The following is an 11,996-nucleotide window of genomic DNA, read 5'->3' as shown; positions in this document are numbered from 1 at the left end:
AGGCCAGTTGGCTTGAGCACGAGAACAAGTATCAGCACCGAGAAGGAGAAAACGTCCTTCCATTCGCTGCCGATACCGGGAATTTGGGTGCCGAATGCCTCAAGCAGCCCGAGGATCAAGCCGCCGAGCATGGCACCGGGAATGGAGCCGATGCCGCCAATAACCGCGGCGGTAAACGCCTTTATGCCGATGAGAAATCCCATGAAATACCAGATTGAGCCATAATAGGCGCCCGCCATGGTGCCAGCAGCCGCGGCCAGTGCCGAGCCGATGAAAAAGGTCACGGCAATCACGGCGGTGACATTGATACCCATCAGGCGGCACATGTCCTTATCGATGGATATTGCGCGCATGGCCCGACCGTATTGGGTGCGCGAAACGAACAATTCGAGTCCGATCATCAACGCGGCCGCGGTGCCGACGAGGATCATCTGATTGTAGCTGATGAACAGGAGGCCGAGATTGATGCCGCCAAAACCAAGATCAGCGCCGAATGGCTGATATTGCCCATTGGTCAGGGTCAAGACACCGTTTTGCAGGACCAATGACACCGCAAGGGCTGTGATGAGAATGGACAGGCGAGGCGCGTTAAGCATCGGTTGGTAGGCAATGCGCTGGATGAATACGCCCAGAAAGCCGACTGCGATCATGGCCACAACCATGGAAATCGCAACGCCGGTCCAGCCGGGTCCAACATAGGGTGCCAGAACAGACAGGATGAGAAAGCCGAGAAAGCCGCCGACCATATAAATATCGCCGTGGGCGAAATTGAGCAGTTTTACCACACCGAAAATCATGGTGTAGCCAAGCGCAACCAGCGCGTAAAAGATCCCAGCACCAGCCCGTTCACCAGCTGCTGGAAAAAAATATCAAACACCGACATTCACAAGGCTCCCCCTTGACGCCGATTGCAGAGGACCTCGCCACTCCAATGGAGCGGCGAGGCCATAAATAGGCGTTGCTGTTATTCAGCCAGGGTCCACTTGCCGCCCTTGCCCTGCAGCACGACAAAGTTCGAACGCGCAAGGGTATTTTCAGGCGTGAAGGTGATTTCACCGGCAAGTCCGGTGTAGTCGGCGGCCTTGAGGGCTTCGACTACGGCAGCAGAATCGGTGCTGCCGGCAGTTTCGATGGCCGAAGCCAGAAGCTTCATGCCGTCATAGGCCAGCGGCGCATAGGGGCCGGGAGCGGAACCATAGGCTGCTGAATAGTCTTCAATGAAGGCTTTGGCTTCGGGCAGGAATTCGGCAGTCGGATTGGAGAATCCAACGACGCCCTCAGCCGCAGAACCGGCAATATTGAACAGTTCAGGAGAGTTCGATCCGTCGCCAACTGCAATCTTGCCCTGGTAACCGGCCTGACGCAACTGACGGATCAGCAAGCCACCATCAGCATAGTAGGCCGTCCAGAAAACCGCGTCTGGATTGGCCGATCGAATGGCGGTGACGATGGCGGAATAGTCCTGCTCGCCCTTGTTGGCCACTTCAAATGCCGGCACCGTGTTTCCAGCGGCTTCCCAAGCGGTCTTGGTCAGATCGGCCAGATCCTGCGAATAGGCGTCGCCCTGGTTAACGATGGCCAGCGACTTAATGCCGTTGGCGGTAAAATATTCGACAGCCTTGGCCACCTGATCATTGCCGGTGGAGTTAATCATGAAGGCGTCGCCGGGGTTGGCCGGAATCAATTTGGTCGAGTTGGCGGCGGCGATAACAAACGGCAACTTGGCGTCGCCGAATATCTTCAGAGTTGGTACGGTTGCGCCGGAACAATAGCCCCCGACAACACCCACGACATCGGAGGATGCCAGCTTGCTGGCGGCGTTGACCGCCTGTTGGGGATCACAGCCGTCGTCACCAACAATCGATGTCAGCTGTTCGCCCAGGACACCGCCCTCGGCGTTGATTTCGGAAATGGCGAGGTCCACAGCATTGGCCATGTCTTGACCATATGTGGCTTCCGAGCCGGTTGTCGGCACGAGAATGCCGATTTTCATGTCGGCGTATGCCGGGACGGCGAGCGCCACGGCAATCGCCGTGGTTGCTAAAAATGCAGTAATCTTCATGGCTTGGTTCTCTCCCATACCTGTTGTTGCCGTCGGCACTCCCTGTACCCGACGGTTCAGATGGCTAGATTTACACGATTGTATCCAATATACAACCTGCTACATTGAGCACCTCACCGAGAGAATGTGTTGCTGAGCGAGGAGGGCACGGCTTGATCGATAAACTGAGTTTGCGGGCGTCCAATCTTGGTGCCAGCGCGTCGTCATCAGATATCATCCACGACGCCCTGCGTGCGGCAATTATTCGCGGCGAAATTGAGGAAGGCCAGACTCTTCGGCAGGATGCCATCGCCAAGATGTTCAATGTCAGCCGAATTCCAGTACGCGAGGCGCTCAAGCGCCTAGAGGCGCACGGATTGGTGACCTCCGTGCGCTACAAGGGCGTTGTGGTCAGCCGCATCTCAGTTGCAGAGATCGAGGAAATCTTTGAATTCCGGGCAACGATCGAGCCGCAACTGATCGCTCATTCCGTGCCAAGGATGACGCGAAAGTCAATCGACCACGCCCAGGCATTGTGCGATTCCTTCGCGGAGGAAAAGGATGCTGGTCGATGGGGTGACCTGAACCGCCAGTTTCATTCCTCGCTCTATATCGACGCTGGTCGGCCCTACTATTTTGCCGCCGCAGCAGCAGCTAACGACCGCGTCGAGCGCTATATTCGCGCGCAGGCTCAGTCTGACCCATGGCCGCGAGCGGGCAATTCAGGAGCACCAACTGATCCTGGACGCCTGTCGCAATGGCGACGTGATGCAGGCCGCCGCGTTGACCCGCGATCACGTCCTGCAGGCCTCGATCTCATTGACCAAGTTTCTTTCTCAACAGGGTTGAGTGGCGTGCTCTGATTATCCGCGCCCCAACTGGATGGCAAAGTCCTTTTGGCGCCAGGCGTCTCGGTCGGGATAAAAGAAGGTGAACTTTAATTCATCAAACTCAGCAAGTTGGTCCTTTGTCAGCGCCAATATGTGCATGCCAAAGGGGCCGGGCGCCGATTTGCTGTCGTCCTTATGATGCCAGTCATCAAGCGAATGGTGCAAGATGAACGGTTCGGTGGCTTCAATATTTATGCCGCGGCCCTTCGGCACGGACTGGAACGGGCTTGTTTCGCGCCAGTGCCAAACTTCTGCTTCGGGAATGGTCCCGCCATAGCGAGTGTCGACATCATCGAGCAGTTCGGTGGGGCGTTCGGTCGTTATGCAGGCAAGCAGTTTGAGAAATTCACCATGAGCCCAGACCAGCGGCATGGCGCTGCCAGATGGCTTACCCGGCATCAGGCCACGGTCGGGCAATGGTTCGCTGTCCCATACCTGTTCGGGGATCAAGCCGCCGGGTCCGGTCATCTTGGCCATTGCGGCCAGATATGGTCTGGCGTCTTCGCCCGCGGCAACCGCATAGTGCCCGCGTTCACCGGTCAGCAGCGGCCACAATCGACCGATGCCCTGCCCGTCAAATGGGCTTCCGTCAGCGTGTTCACCATAGCCGTCACCATTGTAACGATGGAAGGAAGGACCGTTAGGCGTTTCGACGCGCAAAATCTCATCGACAAGCCGGACCGTGTCAACAATGCGCTTGTCGTCGGCTTTGCGCAGACCGGTGCGGACGAGATACAAAAATTCCAGCCCCAGCAGGCCGGTCGCGGCGATCTCACCGTGCGCGACGTTACGCACATCGATTGAACCATTGATACCGCCCTGCATCGGCCGCGGCGACATGCGAACGTAATAGCCTCCGATATCGCGATCAGCGCAATATTCGCCGCTGGTTGTATAGGTCCAGTCCTCGATGCGTTCGTTCCAACAATCGGCGAGCGATAGCAAATACGCCCGCTCATCGGCGTTGAAATAGTCTGCCGACGCGACGAGAGCACACACTGTCAGGGCAAGAGTAAACGGGCTGGCGCCGGCGTTCTCTTCCCAACGGTCCTGGTCGCTCATCGGTCCCATTCGCACAATATAGGCGATTGCCTTGCGAACCATGTTTTCGGTCGGAATCGAATTGGTCAGGCTGCCAACGGCGCGCAGTTTGGCGGCTAGAATGACCGGTAGCGCGACTTCATCGAGTTGGCTCCCGCTCCAATAGCCTCGACCATCCGGATAATAGTTTTGAGCCCAGCCTCCATTCTCAGATTGTGTACCGATCAGATAGGCCAGTGTCTTTTTGGCATCCTCGATCTGCCCGACGACGATCATCGCCAGTGCCGCTTCAACGGTGTCGCGTGTCCATACCAGGTGATAGCCACCGGGATCGTCGTGGCTGCTGCCCCAAGGCACGCTGAGGCTTGCTACCACGGCCCCGGCATAGGTCCGGTCTTCATGAACCTTGATGACGGTCGCGGATATTTCGGCCACGTGTTTCATCTCGGGGGATGCGTAAGGAATGACCAGCGTCTTGCCCCATTGCACCCACTGGTCAACAAAGCGGTTCCGCACATCGTCATAATCATCTGCCAGGCTCGAGCGTGCCAGCGTGCGGGCGCCCTCCAGCGTTTGCGAAAAGCTGAGCGCCAGAGTGCCGCTCGCCGACGCCAACTCACCGGTCAAGGCGACGTTGCCGTCTGTGGCACAACCATAGGTCCAGGTCATGGCGCCATTTTGCGAGAAGTCCTGCCAGCCATCCGATTCACCGGCATAGCCGACGCTGGTGCGCAAGAAGCCGCAATCGCTACGCAGGCAAATTGACGCGGCGTCTCGCTGCGCGGTGAGGTCGCCGTCTGCCCATGCCGTGTTCGCCCTGTCGCCATCCAGATGTGGCGCTAACAGGCAGTAAAGCTGCAAGCCCTCGCCAACCAGATTATAGTGCACCAAAAGTGTATCACGCTGCGGATGCGGCAAAAACTCGAGTTCCAGCCGGTAGTCATCGCCCTCATGGACGATCTGGGGCAGCGGCACATGCGGTTCTGGCGTTGAAATCAGATAGCGCCGGGCACGTTTGACTTCGGTCCAGCCATTTGGACCCGCGATGATGAAACCGAGATCGCGTATCTGGGGGTGGCCGGTTGAGGGCCAATAGACCTCGTTGCCAATGCCGTATCCCAAGGTCACCCAAATTCGGCTCGATCCAAGCGAGGTGGTTACCACATCCTTGGCGCTTGAGGTCCATGTGGGGCTGATACCGGGATGGCCGGGCGCGTTGCTACCGAGGTTAGTTTTTTGCTTATCATTCATGGTTCAACCTCCGTGCGCGAAGTCGGCAAAATCAATCATTCCGCCATCGACAAAGATGGTAGAACCGGTGGCGTAGCTGGCCAAATCGGACATCAGAACGGTGGCCATCTTGGCAATCTCCGCGGCTTCGCCCATGCGACCCAATGGTATTTTCTGGTTGAGATCAGCCAGGCCGTCTGGGTTGCTCCAGACATTCTGGTTGATCGCGGTCTTGATAGCCCCCGGTGCCAACGCCAGGACACGCACGCCGTGAGGGGCCGCCTCCTGCGCCAGGGTCTTGGTCATCATGGAAAGGCCGGCCTTGGAAGCGGTGTAGGCACTGTAACCGCTCCAGGGAATTACCTCATGGACTGAGGACATGTTGAGGATGGCCCCCTGCCCGTGCGCCACCATGCGATCGAGGGCCTCACGGCAACAATAATAAGCGCCAAAAAGATTGACCTGCAGAACCTTGGTCCAGTCGGTGGTCTTGCCTTGCCAGGCGAGTGCTGGGTGTCCGTCGATGCCAGCATTGTTGACCAGAATATCTATTCCGCCCCATTCAGTATCCATCCGGGTGAACATAGACGCGACCTGTTCGGGATCCGATACATCAGATTGCACCGCAAATGCGCGGCGCCCGAGTGCAGAAATCTTGTTGCACACCGCCTCGGCGGCCTCAGGATGAAACAGAAAATTAACAACGACATCGGCCCCTGCCTCAGCAAGCTGAAGCGCAATTGCTTCGCCGATACCCGAATTCGCGCCGGTGACCAGCGCCCGTTTACCGTCCAGATCGACTGCCAGCATGTTCGTTCTCCTGTTATGTGCAACCGCCAGTTCGTCCATCCGGTCGCGACCCAGATGAGGCGCAAAAACAGACGCTTATGTGGCGTTGGCTATCATGCTAACGATTTTTTGCCGCGAAACGGACGGTGACCGATGGTCGCATGAAATGTCGCCTGCCTAATATGTCTTGTCACTAGCGGTTCTGTTTCAGCAGCAGGTCGCGCGCCTCATTTATCTTGGCGGCGAGAAAGCTCGAGCCGCCATGGTCGGGATGGACGCCCTTCATCAACGTTCGGTGGGCGGTATTTATTTCAGCGTCGCTTGCGCCCGCCTCAAGACCGAGAACTTCCAACGCCCGCGCAATTGGATCACCGCCGTCGGACGATTCACCCGGATGATTCTGCTCGGCAAAATACTCACGCCATCCCGCACGATTGGCATCAAGCCAAGTTTCAAGCAGACTGACGCTATCGGGATCCCAACTAATCTCATCGATCAGTTCCCGCGTTTCGATTTCGCCAAGCTGCATTAGTTCGGCGCCGCGATATTGGCCAATGCGGACCACGCCGTCGACCGACCCGGTGTCGTGATCGAGTTTCATTTCAAAATAGTGGCTTCGGACGCTCGAGGTTTGCTCGGCACTCCATTTGCTGGTGTCGAAGGAAAATGGCCCTAGTTTACCGGTTCGATAGATTGAAAATGCAGCTGCGCCGAGGATCAGCGCGATATCGAAACGGCGCGCCAGCAGAAAGCCCAATCCAACAAGTCCAGCCGTACCAATAATACCGTTACGCAGCCATTTGGCACGGCGGCTCGGTGATAATTTGCTAAAGCCCTGATAAACCGCCAATAATGCAAGCAGGGCAAACCCCGCCAGGAAGACATATCCCATGTCAGCGCAATTGCTCCAGAAGGGCGTGGGCGGAGGCACTTTTTTGCAGTTTGAGCAGATCGCGACCGCCACTAGCAAAGGCGGCGACGGCTTTTAGCAACTGCGCCAGTTCCTGGGGGGCGGAGGCGTCAAAACGCGCATACGCGCCCTTGGTCAATCTGGCAAACTCGCGAAATGCCGCCTCGACCCGGGTGTCATGCCCTTCCTGAAAGATGAACAATGGCAAACCCAGCAGCCCCAACTGCCCTGCCTTTTCCGCCAGTCGATCGACATTTTCCTCAAGGGCATCCCCGACAAAAATCATGGCTTGAATGCGTTGTTTTGCGTGCTCCGAGCGGGCGTGGGCGAACACCTTGCCGATCTGGGTTTCCCCGCCCCGGCAATCAATACTGCACATCAATCGCGCCAAAGTCTGTGCGTTGACCACCCATTTGGACGCACGACATTCGCCAAAACCACGAAAATACTGGAGTTGAATGGCCAGTGCATTGTTGTTCGGAATCGCCTCAAACATCTCGCCCTGCAGCTTGCAGGCAAGATCCCAGGTTGGCTGGCGGCTCATGGTGGCGTCGAGGGCGAATAGGATTCTCGCCTGCTGTCCGGCCGACGGACGCGCCAATGCACCGACCTGTTTGACGAAATCGGCAATATCGCTGCTCGCCGAAGCCTTGCTGACTACGGCGGCTCGAACTGGTTTTAGGTCGCGTTGTTTGTCACCCATAATGTCAATATGTGGCGTGTCCGGGTTTCGAACAAGCCTATGAGTGCACACAATCGGGCGACAGCGCCGATGATTGTCGACGCGGAAATGCGAACCGGGTAGCTTAAACCAGATATCAGGGCGTGGGAGCCACACTGGGGGCATCGACAATGGTCTTCGACTACTGCGTCATAGGCGGCGGCATTGTCGGGCTTGCGAGCGCCGCCAAGATACTGGAAGCGCGGCCCGGCGCCAGCTTGCTGCTGGTCGAAAAAGAGGCCCGACTGGCGGCGCACCAGACCGGTCACAACAGCGGCGTCATTCACGCTGGTATTTACTATCAGCCAGGGAGTCTCAAAGCCACACTGTGCCGCGCAGGTGCCGAGATGACGATGGCGTTTTGTGCAGCCCACGATATTGCCTACAAGCAATGCGGGAAACTTATCGTTGCCACGAGCACCGATGAACTGGGCCGCATGGCGGCGCTCTACGAGCGTGCTGTGACCAACGGGCTGACATTGACGCGCCTCGACAGAGCCGAGCTGAAGCGTGCCGAGCCTGCCATTAGCGGGATGGGCGCCCTTTTGAGCCCCAAGACCGGCATTGTCGACTACAGCCAAATTTGCGAGAAATTGGGAGAGATCATTCGCGCGGCGGGTGCCGATATCCAGTTGTCGACTGGCATCGACAGAATAATGGAGACCGCCAGCGCTGTTGAGATCGGCTCGGGTGATCAAAGCTGGTCGGCGCGACGGCTTATTGTTTGTGGTGGCCTGCAGGCCGACCGGTTGGCCCGACTTGCCGGCATTGACATCGACTTCCGTGTGGTACCGTTTCGCGGTGAATATTATCGGTTGAAGCCCGAAAAATCAGGAATAATCAAACATTTGATCTATCCGGTACCAGATCCGGATTTGCCATTTCTCGGCATTCACCTGACCCGAATGATCGATGGCAGCGTTACAGTCGGCCCAAATGCGGTGGTGGGACTGGCGCGCGAAAAGTATGCCAAATTTTCAGTCGACGCGCGCGATGCACTGGATACCGTTGCATTCGGTGGTTTTTGGCGTCTGGTAGCGGGCAACACAAAACACGCCCTGCACGAACTATACGGCTCCATATCCAAGGGTGGTTATCTCAAGGAGTGTCAAAAATACTGCCCCTCGCTTGAACGCGATGACCTGCTGCCCTATCCCGCTGGTATCCGTGCCCAAGTCGTCACCAACAAGGGCGGGATCGTGCATGATTTCCTGCTCAAACAGACGAACCGAATGCTTCATGTTTGTAACGCGCCTTCGCCTGCAGCGACATCGGCGCTACCGATTGGCGCCATGATCGCCGACAAAATCATGCTGCCAGCCTGATCGGGCGGCAATACGGTAGCACAATTGCATGCGTACAGCTTTGCCGCCCTGGGACGCGAGTGGCCATCCACGCCACCAAAGCGCGGATGAAGGGTGCCGTCAGGTTCGCCTAATTGCGGCCCCCAAAATTACCAGTTCGTCACGGAGCCATCATTACGCTTCAACATTGGCGCCTGCCAGAAGCGGAAGGTCTGCTCCTTTACGGCGTCTTCGTTGATTTCAATGCCAAGACCGGGCGTTGAATCGACGTCAAAATGGACACCGTTGAGGTGTGGCTTGCGCACAAATATCTCGTCTGTATCGACTGCCCCGTACAGGTCGTTGTCGCCGACCCGGGTTTCGAGCCAGGAGAAATTGGCGACTGCGGCCGAAAAATGTATGGTTGCTGCGGTACAAATCGGACCAAGCGGGTTATGCGGCATCATGTCGACATAGTGTGCCTCGCTCCAGCCCGCCACTTTCATCGCCTCGGTCAGCCCGCCAACATTGCAGATGTCGATGCGATTGAACTGGTGAATGTCGCGTTCGATGTAGGGCACAAACTGCCATTTGCTGGAAAATTCCTCGCCGATTGCAAACGGTACATCGGTGAGGCGACGCAGCGATTCATAGGCCTCAGGGGTTTCGTCGCGGATTGGCTCTTCGAGGAAATCGAGCGTTCCAGATGGCATTTTCTGGCAGAACGAGGCGGCCTCGGCGACGGTCAGACGGTGGTGCCAGTCGATGCCTAGGACGGCCTCTTCTCCCAGTTCAGCACGAACCTGACGACAGGCTTCGGCGGTTTTGGCAATATGCTGGCGCGGCTCAAATGTCTTTCCGTTGCCGAAATCGGGGAACAGACGGATACATGACCATCCCTTGGCCTTGAGCGCCTTGGCGCGGTCAAAAATCTCGTCGAACTGGTTGGCGTCGGTGCTGGCAAAGGTTGGCACCTGGTCGCGCTGCTTGCCGCCCAACAACTCATAAACCGGCACGCCCAGCGCCTTACCTTTGATATCATGCAAGGCAATATCGATAGCCGAAATCGCGGCCTGCAGCACCCGTCCCCCTTCAAAATACTGGCTCCGATAACTCTCCTGCCAGAGCGCACCGATATCGAAGGCGTTGCGTCCCTGCAAGAACTGGGCGAAATGCTCGATCGCGCCGATCACAGCCCGTTCACGACCCGATAACCCGCTTTCGCCCCAACCGAAAACCCCATCGTCGGTTTCGACCTTGACGATCAGTTGGTTCCGATGGCCCACCCATATGGCGTAGGGGCGAATGGCGGTAATCTTTGGCGATTGCATGGGATATTCCTTGTTGGGACGGAATGGAGCGACCGGGAGCCTTGGCGCTTGGGGAAGTCTGCGGATTTTGGCTTGGTCAAATGCGGACAAGACGATCATACCGTAGCTGACACGTGACCTGGTGAGCCGGTCAACAAGGCGCTGCCCGGCCCGTTTCGGATACCAACAGGTATTCAACCCCAATTTGACTGAGACCCTAAGTGACATGCACTGCAGGTTCCGTCCAGATCAAAAGTGCAAGCAATAAGGCCATCGAACCGACCGTTCGATAATACGCTGCCATGCACCTCAACGGCCCCCAATCCGATTCCCGATCGTGCGGGCATCGGCACGGGGGTATCAACGCGCCTTCATCATCACCATATCAAGATATCGGCGATTCAAATTGGGGGAAGCCACTAGCTTTATCGCGCGCTGCTCAACCGGAGAGGAATTACGATGAATCCCTATATTACAGCCCAATTGAACGCCCTACTGCTCATTGGCGCATTTGCTGGACCCGTGCTTGCGCAGGGGCAATCCGCAGAAACCCGCGCACCCAATGGGGTCGACCAACGCCCGCAATCTGCCGACCAGACCCGTGCGCCGCAGCCGTCATCGATGCCAGCAGTCGACAAGGCGGTCGTCGCCGACGCTTTGCCCCAAATTTGGGCACTGGAGTTCTTGCCTGATGGGCGTATGCTGGTGACGGCCAAGGAAGGCGCCATGCATATTATTGCCCCCGATGGCACCGTGGGACCAGCGCTCACCGGTGTGCCCGAGGTTTATGTCAGTGGTCAGGGCGGTCTGCTCGATGTGGCACTGGCGCCTGACTTTGCGACCAGCAATAAGATCTTTTTCTCCTTTTCGGAACCACGCCCAGATGGCAACGGCACCTCTGTTGCCTCGGCCACGCTCGTGGACGACGCCAGCGCGCCAGGTCTTGAGGACGTCCGTGTAATTTTCCGCCAGACGCCAAGTTATGCGGGCCCCAACCATTTCGGTTCGCGACTGGTCTTTGGTCGCGATGGCGAGTTGTTCGTGACAGTAGGCGAGCGGTCCGATGCGCAGATCCGCGTTCAGGCGCAGAATATCGATAGCGGTCTGGGCAAGGTGTTCCGTATCGACCAGACCGGTGCGGCCCTGCCCGACAATCCATTTGTCGAAAGGGATGGCGCACTGCCAGAAATATGGAGCCTGGGGCATCGCAACATGCAGTCGGCAGCCCTGGATGGTCAGGGGCGCCTTTGGACGGTCGAGCATGGCCCGATGGGCGGCGACGAAGCTCAACATGCCGCAAGCCGGCATGAATTATGGCTGGCCCGAGGTTACTTATGGTCTCGACTATGGCGGCGCTCCCATCGGCAAGGGTGTTACGGCAAGTGCGAAAACCCAGCAGCCAATTTACTATTGGGACCCGGTGGTCGCGCCGTCCGGCATGGCCTATTACCAGGGAAAGGAGTTTCCCGAGTGGGACGGCGCCTTCCTGATCGGCGGCCTGGTGGCCCAGTCTGTAGTAGTGGTGCATCTTGAAGATGACCGTGTGGCCTTCGAAGAACGCGTGCCGCTCGGTGCCCGCGTGCGCGACGTCAAGGTCGGCCCGGATGGCGCCGTCTATGCCGTAACCGAAATGCGCGGAGCCGGCTCGCAGATTGTCCGTCTTAGCCGCGCTGAAAGCTAGTCGGCGCCAAGCAGGTGATTTTGACCAACGGACAGAATCGCTGCTGACCCGGGCAGCCAAATGTCCTATAGACGGGTCGGATCCCCCCGCCAGTTCCGGC

General features: G+C 57.6%; 9 protein-coding genes and 1 pseudogene. 3 read left to right on the top strand and 7 right to left on the bottom strand.

All coding sequences use genetic code 11. The features are described 5' to 3' along the window. Both PSQ19_RS19215 and PSQ19_RS19210 read right to left on the bottom strand, forming a co-directional pair. Nucleotides 1-797: branched-chain amino acid ABC transporter permease (locus PSQ19_RS19215; protein ID WP_282219072.1), on the bottom strand; the 797-nt coding region annotated here is incomplete at its 3' end. Nucleotides 798-964: 167 nt separating this feature from the next. Further along, nucleotides 965-2,062 (bottom strand): branched-chain amino acid ABC transporter substrate-binding protein, encoded by a 1,098-nt coding sequence (locus tag PSQ19_RS19210; RefSeq protein WP_282219071.1) that lies wholly within the window; start codon nucleotides 2,060-2,062, stop codon nucleotides 965-967. 152 nt (nucleotides 2,063-2,214) lie between these two features. On the opposite strand from PSQ19_RS19210, the gene PSQ19_RS19205 reads away from it, so the two are divergent. Continuing rightward, nucleotides 2,215-2,904, top strand: a complete 690-nt coding sequence (locus PSQ19_RS19205) for a GntR family transcriptional regulator (RefSeq protein WP_456077514.1) — start codon at nucleotides 2,215-2,217, stop codon at nucleotides 2,902-2,904. Here the strand turns inward: PSQ19_RS19205 and PSQ19_RS19195 are convergent, their stop codons facing one another. From PSQ19_RS19195 to PSQ19_RS19180, 4 genes are all read right to left on the bottom strand, one after another. Further along, entirely contained in the window at nucleotides 2,905-5,223 is a 2,319-nt protein-coding gene (locus PSQ19_RS19195; RefSeq protein ID WP_282219070.1) for a glycoside hydrolase family 15 protein, read from the bottom strand. Nucleotides 5,224-5,226: 3 nt separating this feature from the next. After that, nucleotides 5,227-6,012, bottom strand: a complete 786-nt coding sequence (locus PSQ19_RS19190; RefSeq protein ID WP_282219069.1) for a glucose 1-dehydrogenase — start codon at nucleotides 6,010-6,012, stop codon at nucleotides 5,227-5,229. Nucleotides 6,013-6,184: 172 nt separating this feature from the next. After that, a complete protein-coding gene (locus PSQ19_RS19185) occupies nucleotides 6,185-6,883 on the bottom strand; it encodes a J domain-containing protein (protein ID WP_282219068.1) in 699 nt (232 codons plus the stop codon). Between the two features lies 1 nt (nucleotide 6,884). Beyond that, complete coding sequence (locus tag PSQ19_RS19180; protein WP_282219067.1) at nucleotides 6,885-7,604, bottom strand: VWA domain-containing protein; 720 nt, start codon at nucleotides 7,602-7,604, stop codon at nucleotides 6,885-6,887. A gap of 149 nt (nucleotides 7,605-7,753) precedes the next feature. Between PSQ19_RS19180 and lhgO the strand changes: the two genes are divergently transcribed. Then, nucleotides 7,754-8,947 (top strand): L-2-hydroxyglutarate oxidase, encoded by a 1,194-nt coding sequence (gene lhgO / locus PSQ19_RS19175; RefSeq protein ID WP_282219066.1) that lies wholly within the window; start codon nucleotides 7,754-7,756, stop codon nucleotides 8,945-8,947. Nucleotides 8,948-9,075: 128 nt separating this feature from the next. Here lhgO and PSQ19_RS19170 read toward each other — a convergent pair whose 3' ends face one another. Next, entirely contained in the window at nucleotides 9,076-10,236 is a 1,161-nt protein-coding gene (locus PSQ19_RS19170) for a mandelate racemase/muconate lactonizing enzyme family protein (protein ID WP_282219065.1), read from the bottom strand. Nucleotides 10,237-10,674: 438 nt separating this feature from the next. Between PSQ19_RS19170 and PSQ19_RS19165 the strand changes: the two are divergent. Beyond that, nucleotides 10,675-11,896: pseudogene (locus tag PSQ19_RS19165) on the top strand (PQQ-dependent sugar dehydrogenase). Nucleotides 11,897-11,996 lie beyond the last annotated feature (100 nt).

Origin of the sequence: Devosia algicola, assembly GCF_028816455.1 — a bacterium.
Lineage (GTDB): Bacteria > Pseudomonadota > Alphaproteobacteria > Rhizobiales > Devosiaceae > Devosia > Devosia algicola.
The sequence above is the reverse complement of the archived record's forward strand: the minus strand, read 5'-3'. Positions and strand labels throughout refer to the sequence as shown.

Bases quoted from the DNA above. Each gene is read 5' to 3' on its own strand.
- PSQ19_RS19210 (WP_282219071.1), bottom strand. From the start codon at position 2,062: ATGAAGATTACTGCATTTTTAGCAACCACGGCGATTGCCGTGGCGCTC.
- PSQ19_RS19190 (WP_282219069.1), bottom strand. From the start codon at position 6,012: ATGCTGGCAGTCGATCTGGACGGTAAACGGGCGCTGGTCACCGGCGCG.
- PSQ19_RS19185 (WP_282219068.1), bottom strand. From the start codon at position 6,883: ATGGGATATGTCTTCCTGGCGGGGTTTGCCCTGCTTGCATTATTGGCG.
- PSQ19_RS19170 (WP_282219065.1), bottom strand. From the start codon at position 10,236: ATGCAATCGCCAAAGATTACCGCCATTCGCCCCTACGCCATATGGGTG.
- PSQ19_RS19180 (WP_282219067.1), bottom strand. From the start codon at position 7,604: ATGGGTGACAAACAACGCGACCTAAAACCAGTTCGAGCCGCCGTAGTC.
- lhgO (WP_282219066.1), top strand. From the start codon at position 7,754: ATGGTCTTCGACTACTGCGTCATAGGCGGCGGCATTGTCGGGCTTGCG.
- PSQ19_RS19195 (WP_282219070.1), bottom strand. From the start codon at position 5,223: ATGAATGATAAGCAAAAAACTAACCTCGGTAGCAACGCGCCCGGCCAT.